This window comes from Sphingomonas sp., from assembly GCF_026460985.1.
Lineage (GTDB): Bacteria > Pseudomonadota > Alphaproteobacteria > Sphingomonadales > Sphingomonadaceae > Sphingomonas.
In genome coordinates this window covers 15,970-36,108 of the sequence record NZ_JAPKNM010000001.1, presented here as the reverse complement: position 1 = coordinate 36,108, position 20,139 = coordinate 15,970, and the positions used below count along the sequence as shown (strand labels likewise).

The following is a 20,139-nucleotide window of genomic DNA, read 5'->3' as shown; positions in this document are numbered from 1 at the left end:
GCTCGGCCGCATGCGGCTGGCGGAATCCGATGCATCCGATACACTCGCCGCGACCGGCGGGAGGAAGGACATGCGCGCAAGGCTGATCGCGGCCGCGACCTTGGTTGCGGGGACGCTCGACATCGCATCGGCGATCGTGACCACATTGGTGCGCGGCAAGTCGGTGATGCGCATGCTGCAGGGAGTCGCTTCGGGCCCGTTCGGCGAGTGGCCGCTGGCCGCGGGCTGGCTGGGCGCGGCCGTGGGGCTCGCGGTGCATTTCGCGATCATGGCGGCGATGGCGGCCGCTTTCGTGATCGCGGCGCCGCTTCTGCCCCGGCTGCACGCGCTGCGCCTGCTCTACGGCGCGGCATATGGCGCTCTGCTCTATCTGGTCATGTACTGGGTGGTGCTGCCCTTGCGCTGGCCGAGCGCGGGCGGCGCCGGCGGCGGAATCGTGTCGGTGCTGCTGCCGCTCGCGATCCATGTCCTGCTCGTCGGCATCCCGATCGCCTGGATCGCCGCTAGCCGGCAGCGATCGCCACGATGAAGAGCGCGCTCGCGATCGTCGAGGCGAGCGTGCGGATGTGGTTCCACAGCAGCCAGCGCCGGAGATAAAGCGGCCACGCTTCCGTGCCCCTCGCCACGAGCGCGTTGTTGAGGGGCACGTTGAAGACCATCGTCACCACGAACATGCCGAGCACATGGATCGCGCCGCCTGCCAGCATCGCGCCGCCGCCGGGGTCGCGCAGGTGCACGAGCCCGATCACCGCCAGCGCGAGGCCGCTCAGCGTCGTGCCGAGGAAGAGCGGCATGAACAGCGAGCGCTGGATCCGGACGTTGATCGCGTTCATCGCCTCGGCGGCGCGCTCGGGCCCGAGGCGGTCGAATGCCTGCAGGATGAAGGTCGAGAAGGCGAAATAGAGCCCGGCGATCAGCCCGCAGCCGATCGCGGAGAACCATAAAAGCACAGGTACAAGGAGCGTCATCTCACCCTCCATGCCGGTCCGTCGTGATGCGATAGCGGACGCGGTAGAGGTTCATGCCGCCTTGCGGGTCGCGCTGTCCAGCGAAGGTCAGACGGTCGCGATCGGACCAGTCGAGCATCGCGCCGTAGCTGTCGTGCGCGTTGTTGACCGCGGGCGGGAGCAGGGTGCCGACGTCATAACCCTTTGCCCTGCGCGCGGCGAAGAACAGGTCGACGCGGTCGCGGCGGAAATCCATCGCGTGGGCGAAGACGATCGTCGCGCCGTCGCGGAGGAAGGTCGCGTCGAATTCGTTGGCGGCGGTGTTGAGCGCGCCGGGCAGGCGCCGCGCGGCGGCGAACGAGGCGCGGGACCGGTGCGCGGTGAACAGGTCGTGGCCGCCGGCGCCGCCCGGGCGGTCGCTCGAGAAGAGCAAGGTCCTTCCATCGGGCGAGAGCATCGGCGCGAACTCCTTGCCGGCGCTGTTGACCGCCGGCCCGAGATTGACCGGCGCGCCGAAGCCCTGGCCTCGCACCGCCACGCGCCAGATATCGTCGCCGCCCGATCCGCCCGGCCGGTCCGAGCAGAAATAGACGAACCGGCCGTCCGCCGAGAAGGCGGGATCGAAGTCGCGCCCCGTGCTGTTGAAGGCGACCGGCGCGGCGGGCTGCCATCCGGTGGCGGAACGGCGCGACATCCAGATGTCGTAGCCGCCCACGCCGCCCGGCCGGTCGCGGCTGAACCACAGGGCGGTCCTGCCGTCGGGGCTCAGCGTGAGGCGGATCTCGGAATGGCCGGTCGAGGCCACGCCCGGCGCGAACAATTCCGCGTCGCCTGCGATCTCCACGCGCTGCCCCGGCGCCGAAGTCCCGGGCAACAGGCACGCCGCCAGCAGCAAGCGCGTGACGGTCATGCCTTGCGCCGGAAATCGCTGACCCAGTTGGTCTCCCAGGTCGCGCCGCCATCGCCCGACATGGCCTGCTCCCAGCGTGCGCTGTCCGCCGTGATCCCGGACCAGCGCACCCGCGTCTTGGCCGGACGCCCGTCGAGCGTGTCGTCGCCTTGGAAGATCCCGATCCCGTCCACGAAGCGCCCGCGCACCGGCGGCGCGAAGGCGGCGGGGCTGCGGCCGTCGAGCCACCAGCTCAGCCATTCGCCGCTCGCGGGATCGAAGGTGCGCAGGCCGATCCCGCGATGCGCCCCGCCGGCGCGCGCGAAGAGATTGTCGCCGATATTGCCCTGGCCGCCGAGCACCGGCCGGTTGACCAGCGTGCCTGCGAATTCCTCCCATTGGTCGCTTCCGGCCAGCCGCTGCTTCAGCCGGCGATGCCGGACCATCCAGCTGCCATGGAGGAAGTCGAAATCGCGCCGGCGATCCGCCACCGCCGACAACGGCGTCGCCACGGGCGCGGTGCGGGTGAAGAAATTCTCCCAGTTGATCTCCCAGCTCCGGCCGCCGTCGGTCGACAGCGCCTGCTCCCAATGCGGGCGGGCGCTGTGGATATCGAGCCAGCGGAAGCGCGCGGTGACCGGCCGGCCCTTGAACAGGTCCGGCCCCTCGAACACGCCCTTGTCGCCCGAAAAGCCGCCGCGCACCGGCGCGTCGATCACCGTGGGGTTGCGTCCGTCGACCCACCAGATCGCCCATTTCCGCTGCGCGGGGTCGAACGCCCGGACAGTGAGGCCGCGATAGGTGCCGCTGGGGATGTCGACGATATTGTCGTCGATCGTGCCGAGACCGCCCAGCGCGAGCCACAAGGCGCTCTTGCCGGTGAACTCCTGCCAGTCGTTGCTGCCCGCCAGCCGCTCCTTGAGCCGGCGATGCCAGACGTCCCAATTGCCGACCAGCCAGTCCCAGTCATGCGCGTGCGGCATCTCGCTGGCGAGCAGCGGCGCGGGCATCGCCAGCGCGCCGCCAGCCGCCGCGGCACCGAAGAGCAATTCCCTGCGCCGCAAGACGCCGTGCACCGCTAGCATAGGCTTCCTCTCCGCCCGTTTCGCCGCCGCAGAAGACAATGCCGCCGCGATTCCGGCTATGCGAAGATTGCGGGGAGAGGCTAAGTCATATTTATGCTCGATCGGCCGCTCCCTTCGCTCGCCGCGATCCGCGCCTTCGAGGCGGCGGCGCGGCTGGGGAGCTTCACGCGCGCCGGAAGCGAGCTCGGCACTTCCTCGGCATCGGTGAGCTATCATGTCCGCCAGCTCGAGGCGCAGATCGGCGTCACCCTGTTCCTGCGCCATCCGCACCGCGTGACGCTCACCGAGGCGGGCGCGCTGATCGCCGAGGAGGCGGGCAAGGCCTTTGCCGGGCTGCGCGCCAGCTTCGCGCGTGCGGCGGAGGTGGACGAGACGCGGCTGTCGTTGACGACCCTGCCCACCTTCGGGACGAGCTGGCTGACGCCGCGGCTCGGGCTGTTCCGCGCGGCGCATCCCGATATCCAGGTCGAGCTCGACGTCTCGGAGGCGGCGGAGGACCTGACCGCGGGCCGGTTCGACGTCGCGATCCGCAATGGCGACGGGCGCTGGCCCGGACTGCGCACGATCGAGCTCTTCCCGAGCGTCTTCATGCCGCTCTGTGTTCCTGCGCTCAAGGAAGCGGCGGCGGGGATCGCCGATCCGCGCGCGCCACTCGCCGTCCCATTGCTCGGCCGCCCGGACTGGTGGACGCTCTGGTACCGGGCGCTGGGCTGGGAACAGGGCCCGCCGCCCGCGCGCTTCGGCACCAGCTTTTCCGCCGAGCATCTCGACGTCGCCGCCGCGCTCGCCGGGCACGGCGTGGTCATCGCCTCGCCGATCCTGTTCCGCGCCGAGATCCTCGCGGGCCGGCTCGTGCCCGCGCACGACAAGGTGGTGCCCGCCGGCCGGTCCTTCTGGCTGACCTATCCGGTGTCGCGCCAGCACAGCCGCAAGATCGCCCTGTTCCGCGACTGGCTGTGCGCCGAGGCCGCCGCCGCGCGCGAGGCGGCGAAGTACTTCTGCTGAGCGGCCGCGCGGTTCCGGCCTGTGCCGGACGCGGCATCTGTGCGACAAGGGAGCGGGGGCAGATGCGGGAGTCGATGCCTTGACCCGAAGCGAATGGCCCGCCCTCGACTGGCAGCAATGGCGCGAAACCGCTGTGCATCTCCAGCTGATGACGCAGGTCGTCGGAAAGATCCGCCTGGCGTTGACGCCCTGGCTCAACCATGGCTGGCACGTACCGCTCTACGTCACGCCGCGCGGGCTCGGCACCTCGTCGATCCCGTCGGAGGCGGGGGCGTTCGAGATCGAGCTGGACCTCCAGGCCCATGTCTTGCGCGTGACCTGCGCGGCGGGCGGCGCGCGCACGCGGCCGCTCGAGGCCGGCACGATCGCAGCCTTCTACGGCGACCTGATGGCGATGCTCGCGGCGCTCGGGATCGAGGTGACGATCGCGACCCTGCCCAACGAGATGCCCGATCCCGTGCGCTTCCCCGAGGATCATGCCGAACGGCCCTATGACGGGGAGGCGGTCACGCGCTTCCACCAGGCGCTGCTCGCCGTGGATCGCGTGTTCAAGCATTTCCGCACCGCCTTCCTCGGCAAGGCGAGCCCGGTCCATTTCTTCTGGGGAAGCTTCGACCTCGCGGTGACTCGCTTCTCGGGCCGCGCGGCGCCGCCGCATCCGGGCGGCGTCCCCGGGCTTCCCGATGCCGTGACGCGCGAGGCCTATAGCCACGAAGTGTCGAGCGCGGGCTTCTGGCCGGGCAGCGACGCCTGGCCGCGCGCGGCCTTCTATTCCTACGCCTATCCCGCGCCCGAGGGCTTCGCCGCGGCATCGATCCGCCCCGAGGCGGCCTATTACACGCCTGAGCTCGGCGAGTTCGTGCTCGACTATGAGATCGTCCGCGCCGCGACCGATCCCGAGGCGATCTTGCTCGATTTCCTCCAGTCGACCTATGGCGCGGCCGCGACGCTCGGCCATTGGGACCGCGCCGCGCTCGAATGCGGGCTGGGCGAGACGCGCAAGCCGAGGAAGGTCTGATGGCACTTGTCGAACTCGGCCGCTTCGACCGGCAGGAGGCCTTCATCGTCCAGTCGCGGCTGGAGAGCGAAGGCATCATGAGCTTCGTCTTCGATGCCGGCACCAGCATCGCCGACGGCAGCTACCTGCTGATCCCGGTGCGCGTGATGGTCGACGACGAGGATCTCGCCGCGGCGCGGAGCCTGCTTGACGAGACTGCCTGATTTTTAAGCACGCTTTCGTCTTTGCTCAAAAAGTTACCGCTTCGTAAAATTTGATTGCCCGGCCGGCGCGCGGAATCGCGCGATTCGGCATGCTGGCACGGCCCTTGTCCGTCTGGCACGGCCTTTGCTGATATGTCCTCCGGGTTAACTGCCAAGAGGGGGCGACATGAAGCTCATCATCGCCATCATAAAACCGTTCAAGCTCGACGAAGTGCGCGAGGCGCTCACCCAGGTGGGTGTCACCGGCATGACCGTCACCGAGGTAAAGGGGTTCGGCCGGCAAAAGGGCCAGACCGAGATCTATCGCGGCGCCGAGTACAGCACCAACATGGTGCCCAAGATCAAGCTCGAGATCGCCTGCGGCGCCGACATCGTCGACCGCGCCGTCGAGGCGATCCAGGCCGCGGCCAGCACCGGCGCGATCGGCGACGGCAAGATTTTCGTCCTCGACCTCGGCCAGGCGGTGCGTATCCGCACCGGCGAGACCGACGAGACGGCGCTGTGATGAAGGGGGTCCCAATGAAGCTAGCTACCAAATTGGCCGCAGGGGCGGGTCTCGCTCTGTTCGCGGCGCTGCCCGCCTGGGCGCAGGATGCCGCGGCGCCCGCCGCGACGGTGACGCCCGACGCGTCGATGGTGAACAAGGGCGATGTCGCCTGGATGCTCGTCTCGTCGGCCCTGGTGCTGATGATGTCGGTGCCCGGGCTCGCGCTCTTCTATGGCGGCCTGGTGCGCACCAAGAACATGCTCTCGGTGCTGATGCAGGTGCTCACCATCGTGTGCGTCGCATCGCTGGTCTGGGTCTGCTGGGGCTATTCGATGGCCTTCACCGCGGGCTCGGGCGCGACCGCGCCGTTCGTCGGCGGCTTCTCCAAGGTGCTGCTGAGCGGCGTCAACGTCTCCACCTTCGCGGCGACCTTCTCGAACGGCGTCTATCTGCCCGAACTGGTCTTCGTGGTGTTCCAGCTGACCTTCGCGGCGATCACCCCGGCGCTGATCGTCGGCGCCTTCGCCGAGCGCGTGAAGTTCACTCCGCTGATCCTCTTCGTCGTCGCCTGGCTGACGATCGTCTATTTCCCGATCGCGCACATGGTCTGGTATTGGGCGGGCCCGGACTTCCTGCCGGCCAACCCGACCGACGCGGGCTATCTGTGGGGCAAGGGCGCGCTCGACTTCGCGGGCGGCACCGTGGTGCACATCAACGCGGGCATCGCCGGCCTGGTCGGCTGCCTCGTGATCGGCAAGCGCATCGGCTACAAGAGCGAGCCGATGGCGCCGCACAGCCTCGTCATGACGATGATCGGCGCCTCGCTGCTGTGGGTGGGCTGGTTCGGCTTCAACGCCGGCTCGAACCTCGAGGCGAACGGCCTCGCGGGCCTCGCCTTCATCAACACCCTGGTCGCCACCGCCGCGGCGGGCGCGGCCTGGGCGCTGATCGAGCAGATCATCCACAAGAAGCCGTCGCTGCTCGGCGCGGCATCCGGCGTCGTCGCCGGCCTGGTGGCGATCACTCCGGCCGCCGGCTTCGCGCATCCGATGACCTCGATCGTGCTCGGCGCGGTCGCTTCGGGCGTGTGCTTCTTCTTCGTCACCACGGTGAAGAACAAGCTGAAGTACGACGACTCGCTCGACGTGTTCGGCGTGCACTGCATCGGCGGCATCGTCGGTGCGATCGGCACCGCGATCGTCGCGGACCCGGCGCTCGGCGGCCAGGGCTGGATCAACTATACCGTGATGCCCGCGGTCGCCGGCGCCTATGACCTGGGTGCGCAGCTCGTCACGCAGATCATCGCGGTCGCTGTGACGCTCTTCTGGTCGGGTCTCGTGTCCGCGGCGCTGTTCCTCGCGCTCAAGTACACGATCGGCCTGCGCCCGAGCGCCGAGGTCGAGGTCGAAGGCCTCGACATCAACGAGCATGGCGAACGCGCCTACAACTATTGACGAAATCGGGCGCCGCTCGCGGGCGGCGCCCCAACCATGTTCCTCCTGCGGACGACTGGGCCGGTGGTTTCGAAACCGCCGGCCCTCTTTTTTAGTGCAGGTCCTCGGCGACGAAGGCTGCGCAGCGTTCGCCGATCATGATGCTCGGCGCGTTGGTGTTGCCGCCGATCAGCCGCGGCATCACCGAGGCGTCGGCGACGTAGAGCCCCTCGACGCCGTGCACCTTGAGCCGCGGATCGACCACCGCCTGCGCGTCGATTCCCATCCGCGCGGTGCCGACGGGATGATAGACCGTGTCCGCCCGCGCGCGGATCAGCGCCTCGAGCGCGGCGTCGTCGGCGAGGTCGACCGGATAGCGGTCGCGGCCCTTGTAACCGGCGAGCGGCGGGGTTCCGAGGATGCGGTACATCGCGCGGACGCCGGCCTTGAGCACTTCCATGTCGCGCTGGTCCGACAGGAAGGCGGGGTCGATCAGCGGAGCCGCGCTCGCCTCGGGCGACTGGAGCCGGACGGTGCCGCGGCTCTCGGGCCGCAGCACGCAGGCGTGGCAGCTATAGCCGTGCCCCTTCACCTTGGTGCGGCCGTGATCCTCGACGATCGCGATCAGGAAATGGAGCTGGACGTCGGGCCGTGCGCCCGCGAGCTCGGTGCGCAGGAAGGCGCCCGCCTCGGCAAAAGGCGAGGTCATGCTCCCGCGGCGCGTGAACAGCCACTGGACCATCGCGCCCAGCGACTTGAGCGTGCCCGCGGCCGAGCGGCCAAGGAAGAAGCTCCCCTCGGTCTCGAAGGCGGCGACATAGTCGATATGGTCCTGCAGGTCCGCGCCCACCGCGGGGCGGTCGACCTGCACCGCCAGCCCCATATCGGCGAGATGCGCGCCCGGCCCGATCCCCGAGAGCATCAGCAGCTGCGGCGTCTGGAACGCCCCCGCCGCCAGCACGACCGCGCGCCGTGCCCGGATCTCGCGCGACTGTCCGCCCTGGCGATAGGCGACTCCGCAGGCGCGGCCGTCGGCGAAGAGGATACGCTCGACCAGCGCGTCGCAGACGATCTCGAGATTGTCGCGCTTGGCCGGCAGATAGGCGCGCGCGGCGGTCCAGCGCTCGCCGTGCTTCTGGGTCACCTGATAGAGGCCGACGCCGTCCTGCCGCGCGCCGTTGAAGTCGTGGTTCACCGGGATCTGCAGCTGCGACGCCGCCTCGACAAAGGCGTGGCTGCCGGGATGGGCATGGTCCTGGTTGCTCACCCAGAGCGGGCCGTTCTCGCCATGGAAGGCGTCGGCGCCGCGGACATTGTGCTCGCTTGTCCGGAACCAGGGCAGCACGTCGTCCCAGCCCCAGCCCGGGCAGCCGAGGTCGCGCCACTCGTCGTAATCCTCGGGGTGGCCGCGTATGTAGAGCATCGCGTTGATCGCGCTCGATCCGCCCAGGCCCTTGCCGCGGGGCTGGTAGCCGCGGCGGCCGTTCAGCCCCGGCTGCGGCACCGTCTCGAAGCGCCAGTTGGTTCTGTCGGTCTGGAACGGCATCATGCCGGGCATGATCGTCTTGAGGCTGGTGTTGCGCCCGCCCGCCTCGAGCACCGCGACCTTGTACCGGCCGCCCTCGCTCAGGCGGCCTGCGACGGCGCTCCCGCCCGATCCGCACCCGATGACGACGATATCGGCTTCTTCCACGCCTGCCCCCGCTCCTGGCGGGCTGCTTCCCAGCGCGCCTTTATGATTTCCGAAGTATCGCGGCTGCCGTCGTGGCTCCACCCGGGCGGCCGGACCATGTAATTGAGCCGCGCGGCCCATGTCGGCGCGCGCCAGACGTCCTTGGCGATCCCCACCCATTCGTGCGTGGCGGCCCAGAGGATGTTGAAGCTGCCGAGATCCTTGACGATGCCGTAGCGCGGCCTGTCATCGTCGCGCTCGGGCTCGAAGGTGCCGAACATGCGATCCCAGACGATGAACGCTCCGGCATAGTTGCGGTCGAGATAGCGCGGATTGGTCGCGTGATGGACGCGGTGGTGCGACGGCGTGTTCATCACCGCCTCGAACCAGCGCGGCATCCGCCCGATCACTTCGGTGTGGATCCAGAACTGGTAGATCAGGTTGAGCCCCGCGACGAAGAAGACCATCGCCGGCGGGAAGCCGATCAGGCAGAGCGGCAGCCGGAACGCGAAGGCCAGGCAGAAGAAGCCGGTCCAGGTCTGCCGCAGCGCGGTCGACAGGTTATAATGCTGGCTCGAATGGTGGATGACATGGCTCGCCCAGAACCAGCGCACGCGGTGCGCCGAGCGATGGAAGACGTAGTAAGCGAGATCGTCGAGCACGAAAGCGAGAGCGAACCAGTACCAGGCCCAGGAGATATCGAAGAGCCGGAACTGCCAGACCCATAGAGCCATGGCGAAGACGAGCCCGCCCGAGAGCACGCCCGCGATGGTGCTGCCGAGCCCGAGGCCCAGCGAAGTCAGCGTATCGCGCGGCTCGTAGCGGCTGCGGTCCTTGATCCGCGCGACGATCATCTCCGCCAGCACCAGCAGCACAAAGGCGGGGATAGCCAGCGTCACGGGATCGGCAAGCTTCATGGCCGATGGACTTACATCAATGTCAGTTGCGCTTCCAGCCTGTCGACATCTTCGGGCAGCACGCCGTAGAGCAGCACGGCGCCGAACATCTTCTCGCCGGTCTCGATCGTCACGCCCTCGGGCGAGGGGCGGCGCCAGAGCGGGCGGCCGAGCCGGCGCACCGCGACCTTGGCGCCGTGGCGCTTGAGCAGGGCGATCCCGTCATTGCCGAGCACCAATGCCGCCGCGCCGTTGGTGCCGACCAGGGCGGCACGCGCGACGAAGCCGCTCAGCGCCTCCTCGGCCATCCGCCTGGCGGTCTCGGCATCGGCGATGCGGCTCTCGCCGAGCTTGAGCAGCCGCGCGATCCAGGCCAGCAAAAGGACCGCGGCCAGCGAACCCCCGAGCTGCGTCCAGTTCATGCGCGGCCGGAAAGCGCGTCGAGCAGCGGGCGGATGCCCGAAATGTCATAGCCCGCGCCTGCCGCCTTGGCGGTGAGCGCGTCCGGATCGCCGCCGCGGCTCGCCTCGGCGAGCGCCCAGAGGTTGCACGAGCGCGTCCCCGAGCGGCAATAAGCGAGCACCGGGCCGTCGGCGGCCTCGAGGGCCTTGGCCATCGCCTCGACCTGCGTCGCCGAGAAGCCGGCATGCGTCACGGGAATGGCCGCGTAGGAGAGCCCCGCCGCCTCAGCAGCCGCGCGCACTGCGTCGCCGGTCGGCTGGCCGAGCTCCTCGCCTTCGGGGCGGTTGTTGACGATTCCCCGGAATCCCGCCGCGGCCAGATCCGCCACTTGCTCGGGCGCGATCTGGGGCGCCACGCTGATCGTATCGTCGATGCGCCGGAGCGTCATTGGGTCTGCCTCATTCCTGTCTCTCCAAAACTTCGCGTTCAATCCGCGGGGACTTCGTTGGCCGTCGCGTTGGCGGCTGCGTCGAGCGGCGCGGCGGCCTCCTCGATCATCCATCCGCGCGTCGCGTCGATTGCCGCGCGGATCAGTTCGATCTCGTCCTGCGCCGGCCCTGCCATGCATCCCAGCGGTGCTTTCACCTCTATGCCCTCGGGCTCCCAACGGACGAGCGCAGTCACGGATACCGGTCCACCCGGACTGAGCACCGACGTGTGAACGGGGTCGCACGGAAGCGTCTTGCCGGCAAAGCGGCGCAGCGGCTTTAGCAACGCGCGGATGCGCCGATATTCGGTGAAGGAGGCGTGGTAGGTGATGCGCTCCATCTTGTCGGCCGCCGTCGTCGTCGGGTTCTGGATCACCATCTCGCCATTAGGGTCGATTGTGACGGTGACCGGCCCGACCCCTGCGCCATACCGTATGGTGATCGTACCGCCTTCGGAATCGGCAGCAATCGAGCCCAGCGCGAGTAGCGCCGGCGAGGCGATGAGCAGGATCGTCTTCATGCCGCCTCGCGAATTATTTGCAGGAACGCCGAACCATAGGCCTCGAGCTTGCGCGCGCCAACGCCCGAGAGCTGGCCGAGCTCGTCGAGCGTCCCGGGCCGGACCGTCGCCATGTCGCGCAGCACCGAATCGTGGAAGATCACATAAGGCGGCAGCCCCGCCTCCATCGCGATCTCGCGGCGCTTGGCGCGCAATGCCTCGAACAGCGGATTGCCGATCGGATTGACGCCGCCATCGCCCGCGCGCCCGCGCTTCGAACGCCGCTCGCGCTTGGGCGGCAGCACCAGCCTGAGATCGGCTTCGCCCTTCAGGATCGGCCGCGCGGCCGGCCCGAACTCGAGCCCGCCATGCGCATTGGTGCGCAGTGCGTCGCGCAGCAGCAGCGCGCGCGCCACCGGCTTGAGCAACGCCGCCTCCTCGCCGTCGACGATGCCGAACACCGAGAGCTGCTCGTGCCCGTTCATCAGGCTGCGCTCGCTCGACTGGCCGAGCAATATGCTCTCGATATAGCCGACCCCGAACATCATGCCGGTGCGGAACACCGCCGAGAGGAATTTCTGCGCGGTCACCGTGGCGTCGATCGCGGCGGGTGGGGCGAGGCAATTGTCGCAATTGCCGCAATGCTCGGGCGCGTCCTCGCCGAAATGCCTGAGCAGGATGCGGCGGCGGCACCCGGCGGTCTCGACCAATGCGCCGAGCGCGGTCAGCCGCGTGCGCTCGCCCGCCTGGCGCCCGGCCTCGACCTCGCCGATCCGCTGGCGCGCCTTGGCGAAATCATCGGCGCCCCAGAAGAGATGCGCGACCGCGGGATCGCCGTCGCGGCCGGCGCGGCCGGTTTCCTGATAATAGGCCTCGATCGACTTGGGCAGCCCGGCATGCGCGACGAAGCGGACGTCGGGCTTGTCGATCCCCATGCCGAACGCGACCGTGGCGACGACGACCATGTCCTCGCTCGCCACGAACGCCGCCTGGTTGCGGCGACGGACCGCAGGATCGAGCCCGGCATGATAAGGCAGCACGCTGCGCCCGGTCTCGGCGAGCTTGTCGGCCAGCTTCTCGACGCCCGCGCGGGTCTGGGCATAGACGATCCCCGGCCCCGGCTGCTCGGCGATCAGGTCGACGATCTGGCGCGTCGTGTTCTCGCGCGGGGCGATCGTATAGCGGATATTGGGCCGGTCGAACCCGGCGACGATCAGCCCGTCCTGCGGGATGCCGAGCTGCTCGAGGATGTCGGCGCGGGTATGCGCGTCGGCGGTGGCGGTGAGCGCCAGCCGCGGGACCTGCGGAAAGCGATCGAGCAGCGGGCGGAGCAGGCGATAATCGGGGCGGAAGTCGTGCCCCCATTCGGACACGCAATGCGCCTCGTCGATCGCGAAGAGGCTGAGCTTGGTCTGCGCGAGCAGGTTGCGGAACCCCTCGCCCGAGGCGCGCTCGGGCGCGACGTAGAGCAAGTCGAGATCGCCGGCGCGGAAGCGCGCGATCGTCTCCTCGCGATTCTCGTCGACCGAAGTCAGGGTCGCGGCGCGGATGCCGACGGCCTCGGCGGCGCGGAGCTGGTCGTGCATCAAGGCGATCAACGGGCTGACGACGATGCAGGTCCCGTCGAGCGTGAGGCTCGGCACCTGGTAGCAGAGCGACTTGCCCGCGCCGGTGGGCATCACCGCGAGCGTGTTCGCCCCGCCGAGCACGCGATCGACCACCTGGCGCTGGACGCCGCGGAAATCGGCGAATCCGAAAGTCTTGTGGAGGATGTCGAGTGGGTCGGCTGGCATCGGCTCGCTATCCGCGGATCGGTGGTTCGTCGCAACCCCAAGGCTCTGTCGGGAGACCAATCTCACTTGGTATGTAGTTGAAGAAAATTGCGATCATGGATAGGGTGGACATCAAGGGAGGGCGTGCAAATGGCTCGTCAACCGGGGCAAAAGATCGACAAAGGCGGCGAAATCAAGCTTTTCGGCGCGATTGCCGATTCGCTCAGACAAACGCCCGCCTATCTGCTCGTCTTCGGGGTGATATTGTTCACCTATTTATACTGCACCGCCACGCTCGTCATGGTCGCTGACAAGGAGGCCGCCAACCTACGTACCTATAGCCTGTTCGGCTTGCTGTTCGAGACATTCATGGTAGCGGTGATTGTCGTCCTGCTCGAAGGACAGAAAGCGCGGCGCAGCGAAATCGTCGATCTGCGCAAGCGCGCCGCCGAGGACGAGAAGCGGATCGACGAGCTCCAGGAAGCCATGGACTCGGCGGACCGCAGCGACATCAATATTGGCAATGAACCGGCCCGCAAATGCCTCGCCGCGGTGATCAAGGATGTGCGCGATGCGCTGAATTTCGACAATCGCAGCTTCCACGCGGAAGTCGTTTACAAGCTCGACGATTTTCGGCGCAGCTCAGCGCGATGGGCCGACGGTATATTGGTCACCGATGCCGGCGACTATGAGCGCATCCTTCGTGACTTCTACGGCAACGCCTTGCACAGCGTGTTCGCCACTTCGAACGAAGGATATATGGACTTTTGGGCCAGTCGGGAACGGGCCGGGCAGGTGATCCGGGCGCATCGCGCCGCCTTCGAGGCTCGCGGCACCACGGTCGTTCGCGTGTTCGTGTTCTCCAGCATCGATCAGGTCACCGGCGATTATCTGCGCGTCATCCAGGAGCATGCCGGCCACGGCTTCATCCGCACGCGGATCTTCTTTGCCGATGAGAACGGCAACCCGGCATTCAACGAGCACCTGACGAACGACTTCGTGATCATCGACCAGGGGCGGCCAAGCCAGGCGATCGGGATCACCAGCTCGTTCGAACCGGGGCTGATGGGTGCGAAATGGGTATTCGATCAGGATTCGAAGATCGAACGTACCAGCCAGTGGATCGTGAGCGGCAGCATTTCGGTCTCTGATCTCGAGGCGCGGATGGCGCGCCGTGAGGCGCCGCGCCCGACAGACTGAAGCGCGCAAGGGGCGCCATCCACAGCATTGCGACGGCGCGCGTCACGCAGCGCTTGCCTGCGCCCGCCCGCATCCGGCAAAGCGGCGAGCGAATGACGGTTCGCGTGGAAATGGGGAAGGATACGGGCGGGGCACCCGTGTCGATGGATCTCGAGGAGCTCCTGGCCACGCGTCTGCTCGTCCAGGGCAATTCGGGGTCGGGAAAGTCGCATTTGCTGCGCCGGCTGCTCGAACAGTCGGCGGGCCAGGTCCAGCAGGTGGTGATCGATCCCGAAGGCGATTTCGTCACCCTGGGCGACCGCTACGGCCATATCGCGATCGAAGCGTCGGAGCATAGCGAGCGCGACGTGGCGCGCTTCGCCGCGCGGATCCGCGAGCATCGCGCTTCGGTGGTGCTGAGCCTCGAGGGGCTCGAGGCCGAGGGGCAGATGAAATGCGCCGCGGCGTTCCTGAACGGGCTGTTCGATGCGCCGCGTGACCATTGGTATCCGGCTTTGGTCGTCGTCGACGAGGCGCAGCTCTTCGCGCCCTCGGGCGGCGGCGAGGTTGCCGAGGAGGTCCGCCGCGCCTCGCTCTCGGCGATGACCAACCTCATGTGCCGCGGCCGCAAGCGCGGGCTCGCGGGGGTGATCGCGACGCAGCGGCTCGCCAAGCTCGCCAAGAACGTCGCGGCCGAGGCGTCGAACTTCCTGATGGGGCGTACCTTCCTCGACATCGACATGGCGCGCGCCGCCGATTTGCTCGGCATGGAGCGCCGCCAGGCCGAGGCGATCCGCGACTTGGCGCGCGGGCATTTCCTCGCTTTGGGGCCCGCGGTGGCGCGGCGCCCAGTGGCGATCCAGATCGGCGCGGTCGAGACCAGCGCGCGGAGCTCCTCCCCGAAGCTGACGCCGCTTCCCCAGGCGCCCGCCGAGGATTTCCGCGACCTGCTGCTCGCCCCCGTCGAGCCCGAATGGACGCCGCCCGCCCCGTCGCCGGTACCCACGCAGATGCCGTCGGAGCGGCTGATCGAGGCGCTCGCGCGCTCGGCCCCCGCGCCGATGGAGGAAGTGCCCGACGTGGATCCGGAGGAAGCGGCCGGACGCATCGCCGACGTACTTCGCGACATCGTCGAGGACGCCGAGTCCACCTATCGCTCGCCTTCGGTGCTCTATCAGGACTTCCTGGTCCGCTGCCGCATGGTCGGGCTGGCGCGGCCTCCGCTCGACCTTTCGGGCTTCGTCCGCCGTCTCTCGGCCGCGCGCGCGGGGATCCACGGCGATCCCGACGCGGACTGGGCGCAGGCGCTCGACGCCGCGCGTGCGCTCCCCGACGACATGCTGGGACCCTTCCTGCTCGTCGCCCGCGCCGCGCGCGAAGGCCTGCCCTGTCCGAGCGACACCGAGCTCGCAGCGACCTATGGCACCAGCTCGCTCGGCCGCGTGCGCCGGCTGCTCACCTATATCGAGAGCAAGGAGCTGTTCGTCACGCGCGTCGACCTGGCCGGCAAGCGCTCGATCACCATCCCCCGTCTCGGCTGGACCACGCAGCCGGCCGAGATCGCTTAACCAACCGCAGCGCTTCCCGACCCCGCGGCCGCCTGATAGAAGCGGCAAGAACAGGGGAGGGCAGAATGTTGGAAGATCCTGCAGCGCTCGAAGACGATGGATCGGTTGCCGATCGGATCCGTTCGGGCAAACGCTGGCTCACCTTTGCCGGGATCGGCTTCATCTATGGCGCGGTGCTGATCTTCGCCGCGGTTTGCTACATGCTGCTGCAGGACGACAAGGTCGACCATGAAAGGGCCGCGACGCTCGCGGACTTCATTCCAGAGCTGATCCTCAGCGCGATCGGGCTGTTCGGCGCGCTGCTCGGCACGACCTTGCTGCGCTCGGTGGGCGTCGCGGGCGCACAGCAGCCCAACCGCGTGATCAACAGCGAGGAATGGGCAGCGATCTCGGACCAGGTGAAGGGCGGGCGCGAGGAGGCGGTCACGCAATATATCCGGCTGACCAGCCTCGGCGGCTTCACCGGCACCTTCACCAAATTGGGGCTGACCGGCCTGCCCCTCGCGACGATCGCGCTGACTCTGTTCTTCTCGATCCTCGCGATCAGCTACCCCAATTTCATGGACCTGGCGAAGCTGACGCTCGGCGCGTTCATCGGCTCGTTCGTGCAGAAGCAGGTGTCGGCCGGGTCAGCCGAGGCGGGCTAGCACGCCCCGGAGCCAGGCTTCGGTCGCTTCCGCATGGGTGACCGGCAGCATGTGGCCGCCCTCGATCAGCTCGAGCGTCGCGCCGGGGATCTCGGCGGCGGTCTTCTCGCCGTTGAGGGCGGGATCGAGCACCGCGTCCGCGCGGCCGTAGAGGATCGCCACCGGCACGCGCATTTCGCCGTAGCGCGGGACCAGGGCCGCCATCTCCGCGGGCGCGGCCTGGATCTCGAACGATCCCGCCATGTAGCTCTTCGGTCGCAGCGCGAGCGCGCCGCCCCCGGCCAGCGCGAAATCGGCGGGCACGGGATCGGGCGCGAAGATCGCCGCAGCGGTCTCTGGGCCCTTGCGCAGGCCCACCGGCACCGCGACCGTCCAGGCGAGCAGCGGGCGCAGCGCAGGCGGCGCGAGCAGGCCCTTGAACGGCGGCGGGACGGTCTCGACGACCTGGGTCAGCGGCGCGATCAGCGCGAGCCCACGGACCAGTTCGGGCCGGTCGAGCCCCAGCGCGAGGCTCACCGCGCCGCCCATCGAATGGCCGACGAGCAGGGGCTTTTCGAGCCCCAGTTGCTCGATCAGCGCCGCGATCATCCCGGCCTGCGCGGCGATGCCCGGGCGCGGCCCGTCGAGCAGCGAATGCCCCCAGCCCGGCCGGTCGACCAGGATCACGCGGTGATCGGCGGCGAGCCGTCCAGCGAACGAATGCGAGAAGTTGCGCAGCTGGCCCATCAGCCCATGGACCATCACGATCGCCGGGCCCTCGGCCTCGGGGTTCAGATCGACATAATGGAGCCGCGCACCCGGCACCGCGGCGAAGGCGCCCTCGGCGGGCACCATCTCCTCGGCCTTGCGTCCGACATAGGCCGACCAGCCGGCGAGCCCGAGGACGAGCACCCCCAGAAGTCCCAATGGAATCAGCATCGCTTCCCTCTCCTGCTCCGCCGAGCTAGAGCCTAGGCATGTCCGACGTGCGCAACAACGAAGAACGCAGCCGCTACGAACTGGTCGAGCAGGGGCATCTCGCCTTTGCCGCCTATGAGATCCACGGCGACGTGATCACCTTCACCCACACGATCGTGCCCTCGTCGCTGCAGGGCATGGGCGTTGGCAGCCGGCTGATCCTGGGGGCGTTGACCGATGCGCGCAGCCGCGGGCTCAAGGTCCGCCCGCAATGCCCCTTCGTCGCGGCCTATATCGCCAAGCATCCGGAGTGGCAGGATTTGCGGGTCTGACCTGACGCATCAATCGTCACCCCCGCGAAGGCGGGGGCCCATCTCCTGCCTGCGCCATTCATACAACAGCTGTGATGCCCGGCGCGTACGTCGGAGATGGGCCCCCGCTTTCGCGGGGGTGACGAAAAGGGACGCGTTCAGTGCACCCGCGACCCGATCGCCATCTGAAGTCGTTCGAGACTTCCACTACTCCGCGGCGATCTCCTCGCCCTTCTCGCGCTCCTGCGCCTGGCGGGCCCACATCTCTGCATAGAGCCCGTCCAGTCGCAGCAGTTCGGCATGCGTGCCCTGCTCGGCGACACGGCCGGCTTCGAGGACGACGATCCGGTCGGCATGGACCACGGTGGAGAGGCGATGCGCGATGACGATCGTGGTGCGGCCATGCTCGATCGCCTCGAGCGTCGCCTGGATGTCGGCCTCGGTGCGGCTGTCGAGCGCGCTGGTCGCTTCGTCGAGGATCAGGATCGGCGGGTTCTTGACCAGGGTGCGCGCGATCGCGACGCGCTGCTTCTCGCCGCCGGAGAGCTTGAGGCCGCGCTCGCCGACGCGCGTGTCGAACCCCTCGGGCAGCGCCTGGATGAAACCGGCGATCGCGGCGCCGCGCGCGGCGGCGGCTATCTCGTCGGGGGTCGCGCCCTCGCGGCCATAGGCGATGTTGTAGCCGATCGTGTCGTTGAACAGCACCGTGTCCTGCGGCACGATCCCGATCGCGGCGCGCAGCGTGGTCTGCGTCACGTCGCGGATATCCTGGCCATCGATCGTGATCCGCCCGCCGGTCACGTCGTAGAAGCGGTACATCAGCCGCGCGAGCGTCGACTTGCCCGCGCCCGAGGGACCGACCACCGCCACCGTGGCGCCGGCGGGGATGTCGAGATCGATGCCCTTCAATATCTGGCGGTCGGCATCGTAGCCGAAGGCGACGTTCTCGAACCGGACATGGCCCTGGCGGACGTCGAGCGACGCGGCGCCGGGGGCGTCGACGATCTCGGCATTGGTGTCGATCAGATCGAACATGCTGCCCATGTCGATCACGCCCTGGCGGATCGTGCGATAGACCCAGCCGAGCATGTCGAGCGGTCGGAAGAGCTGGCTGAGCAGGGTGGAGACGAGTACCACGTCGCCCGCGGTGAACCTGCCCGAACTCCAGCCGAACACGACCAGCGCCATGCCCGCGCCGAGCATCACGTTGGTGATCACCGCCTGGCCGATATTGAGCCAGGCGAGCGAGTTCTCCGAAGTGACCGCGGCCTTCATATACGCGGCCATCGCCTTGTCGTAGCGGGCGCTCTCGCGGGCCTCGGCGTTGAAATACTTCACCGTCTCGAAGTTGAGCAGCGAATCGACCGCATGCGCCACCGCGCCGGTGTCGAGGTCGTTCATCTGCTCGCGCAGCTTCGATCGCCAGTCGGTCACCCAGCGGGTGAAGGCGATATAGGCGACCACCATCACCAAAGTGCCCACGACCAGCCACAAGCCGAAGCGCGTCCAGAAGATGCCGATCACCATGGCGAGCTCAAGGATCGTCGGGGCGATGTTGAAGAGGAGGAAATAGAGCATCGTGTCGATGCTCTTGGTGCCGCGCTCGACCACCTTGGTGATCGCGCCGGTGCGCCGCTCGAGATGGAAGCGGAGCGACAGGTTGTGCAGATGCGCGAACACGTCCGACGCCAGCCGGCGCGTCGCGTCCTGCCCGACCTTCTCGAACACCGCGTTGCGCAGATTGTCGAACAATACGGTGCCCAGCCGCGCGGCGGCATAGCCCACCACCAAGGCGATCACGAGCCACACCGCGTCGCGCGATCCACCCGCCATCCGGTCGATCGCGCCCTGCAGCGCGAAGGGCGCGCCATAGACCTGGACGAGCTTGGAGAAGACCACCAGCACCAAGGCGATCACGATCCGCGCGCGCAGCCCCGGCGAATCCTTGGGCCACAAATAGGGCAGGAAGCGCTTCATCGTCCCGAGCAGCGGGCGCTCGGGCGCGGAGACTGGCGTTTGCGGCGACATCGAACCGCGATTTGGTGCCTATCGCGCCGCGATGCAACGTTCCCGCCGGAACGGGCCGGATCACGCTTCGTTTTGTCCCCGAAGGAAAGGGCGGTCGATGCGCCGCGGACCACGCCGTGGAGCGTGCGGCTGAGCCGCTATCCGGTCACTTTCCGGAGCTGCCAGACCGTGCCGTCGTCACCGGTCACCACCAGCAGCGCACCTTCCCGGCGGACCATATGGACGCTCTCTCCCTCGCGCCTGTCCTCGGGGGCGGCATCACAATCGGCTTTGCGGAAAAGACCGCTGCTGCTCCTCAGCACCAGCCCGCCATTGGCGCGGCCGACCATTCCCTCGCGCTTGAAGCCCGCGCGGACCCGGCAATCATTGGTGGGCGAGGCGGCGCGCGCGTCATGCGTCATCAGCTTGAAGCGACCATCGGCATGGATCTGCAGGCTGATCGAATGCTCCACCTCCATCGGCACTTCCTCGTCCCGCAGCACGGTGCTGAACAGCGGTCCTCGCCTGGTGACCATGCCCGGCCCGGCGAGCGATACGGTCGGCCGATCGCGCAGCACCGGCACGCGCACCAGTTCCTTGCTGGTGAAGACCACGCCCCAATGGCCGACCAGCTCGGAAGCGTCGTCGGCGCGTGCCTTCGTGGGCATGACCGAAAGCAAAATGGCGGCGAACAAGGCGGCAAGAATACGCATCGAGGCTCTCCCGGAAGCCCG

The 20,139-nt window shown here is 68.3% G+C and carries 22 protein-coding genes; 10 read left to right on the top strand and 12 right to left on the bottom strand.

Annotation, left to right across the window (positions count from 1 at the left end):
• Window positions 1-70 precede the first annotated feature (70 nt).
• Complete coding sequence (locus tag MT490_RS00185; protein WP_297383161.1) at window positions 71-529, top strand: hypothetical protein; 459 nt, start codon at window positions 71-73, stop codon at window positions 527-529.
• Here the strand turns inward: MT490_RS00185 and MT490_RS00180 are convergent.
• Genes MT490_RS00180 through MT490_RS00170 form a run of 3 tightly spaced genes read right to left on the bottom strand, consistent with a single transcriptional unit; the run spans window position 504 to window position 2,912 of the window.
• The gene (locus MT490_RS00180; RefSeq protein ID WP_297383159.1) at window positions 504-968 is read right to left on the bottom strand and encodes an anthrone oxygenase family protein; all 465 of its coding nucleotides are present in this window, start codon (window positions 966-968) and stop codon (window positions 504-506) included. The two genes, MT490_RS00185 and MT490_RS00180, sit on opposite strands and share 26 nt — an antisense overlap.
• A gap of 1 nt (window position 969) precedes the next feature.
• Window positions 970-1,857, bottom strand: a complete 888-nt coding sequence (locus tag MT490_RS00175; RefSeq protein WP_297383157.1) for a hypothetical protein — start codon at window positions 1,855-1,857, stop codon at window positions 970-972.
• The gene (locus tag MT490_RS00170) at window positions 1,854-2,912 is read right to left on the bottom strand and encodes a hypothetical protein (RefSeq protein ID WP_297383155.1); all 1,059 of its coding nucleotides are present in this window, start codon (window positions 2,910-2,912) and stop codon (window positions 1,854-1,856) included. The genes MT490_RS00175 and MT490_RS00170 overlap by 4 nt, the downstream gene beginning before the upstream one ends.
• Before the next feature lie 102 nt (window positions 2,913-3,014).
• On the opposite strand from MT490_RS00170, the gene MT490_RS00165 reads away from it, so the two are divergent.
• The 5 genes from MT490_RS00165 (at window position 3,015) to MT490_RS00145 (ending at window position 7,088) form a co-directional block, all read left to right on the top strand.
• Window positions 3,015-3,926, top strand: a complete 912-nt coding sequence (locus tag MT490_RS00165) for a LysR substrate-binding domain-containing protein (RefSeq protein ID WP_297383153.1) — start codon at window positions 3,015-3,017, stop codon at window positions 3,924-3,926.
• Between the two features lie 79 nt (window positions 3,927-4,005).
• Window positions 4,006-4,944 carry a DUF5996 family protein gene (locus MT490_RS00160; RefSeq protein ID WP_297383151.1) on the top strand — a complete coding sequence of 313 codons (939 nt, stop codon included), beginning with the start codon at window positions 4,006-4,008 and terminating at the stop codon, window positions 4,942-4,944.
• Window positions 4,944-5,147, top strand: coding sequence for a DUF2007 domain-containing protein (locus MT490_RS00155; RefSeq protein ID WP_297383149.1), 204 nt, complete (start codon window positions 4,944-4,946; stop codon window positions 5,145-5,147). The genes MT490_RS00160 and MT490_RS00155 overlap by 1 nt, the downstream gene beginning before the upstream one ends.
• A 166-nt stretch (window positions 5,148-5,313) precedes the next feature.
• Complete coding sequence (locus tag MT490_RS00150; protein WP_056615927.1) at window positions 5,314-5,652, top strand: P-II family nitrogen regulator; 339 nt, start codon at window positions 5,314-5,316, stop codon at window positions 5,650-5,652.
• Between the two features lie 14 nt (window positions 5,653-5,666).
• Window positions 5,667-7,088 (top strand): ammonium transporter, encoded by a 1,422-nt coding sequence (locus MT490_RS00145; RefSeq protein ID WP_297383147.1) that lies wholly within the window; start codon window positions 5,667-5,669, stop codon window positions 7,086-7,088.
• Between the two features lie 91 nt (window positions 7,089-7,179).
• Here the strand turns inward: MT490_RS00145 and MT490_RS00140 are convergent, their stop codons facing one another.
• From MT490_RS00140 to recQ, 6 genes are read right to left on the bottom strand one after another with little or no spacing between them, the layout of a single operon-like run.
• A complete protein-coding gene (locus MT490_RS00140; protein ID WP_297383145.1) occupies window positions 7,180-8,760 on the bottom strand; it encodes a GMC family oxidoreductase N-terminal domain-containing protein in 1,581 nt (526 codons plus the stop codon).
• Entirely contained in the window at window positions 8,694-9,656 is a 963-nt protein-coding gene (locus MT490_RS00135; RefSeq protein WP_297383143.1) for a sterol desaturase family protein, read from the bottom strand. Before MT490_RS00135 ends, MT490_RS00140 begins: the two co-directional genes overlap by 67 nt.
• Window positions 9,657-9,667: 11 nt before the next feature.
• Window positions 9,668-10,057 (bottom strand): hypothetical protein, encoded by a 390-nt coding sequence (locus tag MT490_RS00130; protein WP_297383142.1) that lies wholly within the window; start codon window positions 10,055-10,057, stop codon window positions 9,668-9,670.
• Window positions 10,054-10,485 carry a TIGR01244 family sulfur transferase gene (locus MT490_RS00125; RefSeq protein WP_297383140.1) on the bottom strand — a complete coding sequence of 144 codons (432 nt, stop codon included), beginning with the start codon at window positions 10,483-10,485 and terminating at the stop codon, window positions 10,054-10,056. Before MT490_RS00125 ends, MT490_RS00130 begins: the two co-directional genes overlap by 4 nt.
• 38 nt (window positions 10,486-10,523) lie before the next feature.
• Window positions 10,524-11,045 (bottom strand): hypothetical protein, encoded by a 522-nt coding sequence (locus MT490_RS00120; RefSeq protein ID WP_297383139.1) that lies wholly within the window; start codon window positions 11,043-11,045, stop codon window positions 10,524-10,526.
• Complete coding sequence (gene recQ / locus MT490_RS00115) at window positions 11,042-12,817, bottom strand: DNA helicase RecQ (protein ID WP_297383137.1); 1,776 nt, start codon at window positions 12,815-12,817, stop codon at window positions 11,042-11,044. The genes MT490_RS00120 and recQ overlap by 4 nt, the downstream gene beginning before the upstream one ends.
• A 129-nt stretch (window positions 12,818-12,946) precedes the next feature.
• Between recQ and MT490_RS00110 the strand changes: the two genes are divergently transcribed.
• The 3 genes from MT490_RS00110 (at window position 12,947) to MT490_RS00100 (ending at window position 16,190) form a co-directional block, all read left to right on the top strand.
• Window positions 12,947-13,996: a hypothetical protein gene (locus MT490_RS00110; protein ID WP_297383135.1), complete on the top strand. Its 1,050-nt coding sequence runs from the start codon at window positions 12,947-12,949 to the stop codon at window positions 13,994-13,996.
• A 92-nt stretch (window positions 13,997-14,088) separates the two neighbouring features.
• Complete coding sequence (locus MT490_RS00105; RefSeq protein WP_297383134.1) at window positions 14,089-15,543, top strand: ATP-binding protein; 1,455 nt, start codon at window positions 14,089-14,091, stop codon at window positions 15,541-15,543.
• A 65-nt stretch (window positions 15,544-15,608) separates the two neighbouring features.
• Window positions 15,609-16,190 (top strand): hypothetical protein, encoded by a 582-nt coding sequence (locus tag MT490_RS00100; RefSeq protein ID WP_297383133.1) that lies wholly within the window; start codon window positions 15,609-15,611, stop codon window positions 16,188-16,190.
• Here the strand turns inward: MT490_RS00100 and MT490_RS00095 are convergent.
• Complete coding sequence (locus MT490_RS00095) at window positions 16,173-17,108, bottom strand: alpha/beta hydrolase (protein ID WP_297383131.1); 936 nt, start codon at window positions 17,106-17,108, stop codon at window positions 16,173-16,175. The genes MT490_RS00100 and MT490_RS00095 overlap by 18 nt on opposite strands.
• Before the next feature lie 38 nt (window positions 17,109-17,146).
• Between MT490_RS00095 and MT490_RS00090 the strand changes: the two genes are divergently transcribed.
• Window positions 17,147-17,419 carry a GNAT family N-acetyltransferase gene (locus MT490_RS00090; RefSeq protein ID WP_297383129.1) on the top strand — a complete coding sequence of 91 codons (273 nt, stop codon included), beginning with the start codon at window positions 17,147-17,149 and terminating at the stop codon, window positions 17,417-17,419.
• A gap of 186 nt (window positions 17,420-17,605) precedes the next feature.
• Here the strand turns inward: MT490_RS00090 and MT490_RS00085 are convergent, their stop codons facing one another.
• Complete coding sequence (locus MT490_RS00085) at window positions 17,606-19,426, bottom strand: ABC transporter ATP-binding protein/permease (protein ID WP_297383127.1); 1,821 nt, start codon at window positions 19,424-19,426, stop codon at window positions 17,606-17,608.
• A gap of 137 nt (window positions 19,427-19,563) precedes the next feature.
• On the bottom strand, window positions 19,564-20,118 hold the full coding sequence (locus tag MT490_RS00080) for a hypothetical protein (protein WP_297383126.1): 555 nt from the start codon (window positions 20,116-20,118) through the stop codon (window positions 19,564-19,566).
• Window positions 20,119-20,139 lie beyond the last annotated feature (21 nt).

Excerpts from the sequence above, each read along its gene's own strand:
- MT490_RS00185 (WP_297383161.1), top strand. The coding sequence starts at position 71 with ATGCGCGCAAGGCTGATCGCGGCCGCGACCTTGGTTGCGGGGACGCTC.
- MT490_RS00180 (WP_297383159.1), bottom strand. The coding sequence starts at position 968 with ATGACGCTCCTTGTACCTGTGCTTTTATGGTTCTCCGCGATCGGCTGC.
- MT490_RS00175 (WP_297383157.1), bottom strand. The coding sequence starts at position 1,857 with ATGACCGTCACGCGCTTGCTGCTGGCGGCGTGCCTGTTGCCCGGGACT.
- MT490_RS00165 (WP_297383153.1), top strand. The coding sequence starts at position 3,015 with ATGCTCGATCGGCCGCTCCCTTCGCTCGCCGCGATCCGCGCCTTCGAG.
- MT490_RS00155 (WP_297383149.1), top strand. The coding sequence starts at position 4,944 with ATGGCACTTGTCGAACTCGGCCGCTTCGACCGGCAGGAGGCCTTCATC.
- MT490_RS00150 (WP_056615927.1), top strand. The coding sequence starts at position 5,314 with ATGAAGCTCATCATCGCCATCATAAAACCGTTCAAGCTCGACGAAGTG.
- MT490_RS00145 (WP_297383147.1), top strand. The coding sequence starts at position 5,667 with ATGAAGCTAGCTACCAAATTGGCCGCAGGGGCGGGTCTCGCTCTGTTC.
- MT490_RS00135 (WP_297383143.1), bottom strand. The coding sequence starts at position 9,656 with ATGAAGCTTGCCGATCCCGTGACGCTGGCTATCCCCGCCTTTGTGCTG.
- MT490_RS00130 (WP_297383142.1), bottom strand. The coding sequence starts at position 10,057 with ATGAACTGGACGCAGCTCGGGGGTTCGCTGGCCGCGGTCCTTTTGCTG.
- MT490_RS00125 (WP_297383140.1), bottom strand. The coding sequence starts at position 10,485 with ATGACGCTCCGGCGCATCGACGATACGATCAGCGTGGCGCCCCAGATC.
- MT490_RS00120 (WP_297383139.1), bottom strand. The coding sequence starts at position 11,045 with ATGAAGACGATCCTGCTCATCGCCTCGCCGGCGCTACTCGCGCTGGGC.
- recQ (WP_297383137.1), bottom strand. The coding sequence starts at position 12,817 with ATGCCAGCCGACCCACTCGACATCCTCCACAAGACTTTCGGATTCGCC.
- MT490_RS00110 (WP_297383135.1), top strand. The coding sequence starts at position 12,947 with ATGGCTCGTCAACCGGGGCAAAAGATCGACAAAGGCGGCGAAATCAAG.
- MT490_RS00105 (WP_297383134.1), top strand. The coding sequence starts at position 14,089 with ATGACGGTTCGCGTGGAAATGGGGAAGGATACGGGCGGGGCACCCGTG.
- MT490_RS00100 (WP_297383133.1), top strand. The coding sequence starts at position 15,609 with ATGTTGGAAGATCCTGCAGCGCTCGAAGACGATGGATCGGTTGCCGAT.
- MT490_RS00095 (WP_297383131.1), bottom strand. The coding sequence starts at position 17,108 with ATGCTGATTCCATTGGGACTTCTGGGGGTGCTCGTCCTCGGGCTCGCC.
- MT490_RS00090 (WP_297383129.1), top strand. The coding sequence starts at position 17,147 with ATGTCCGACGTGCGCAACAACGAAGAACGCAGCCGCTACGAACTGGTC.
- MT490_RS00085 (WP_297383127.1), bottom strand. The coding sequence starts at position 19,426 with ATGTCGCCGCAAACGCCAGTCTCCGCGCCCGAGCGCCCGCTGCTCGGG.
- MT490_RS00080 (WP_297383126.1), bottom strand. The coding sequence starts at position 20,118 with ATGCGTATTCTTGCCGCCTTGTTCGCCGCCATTTTGCTTTCGGTCATG.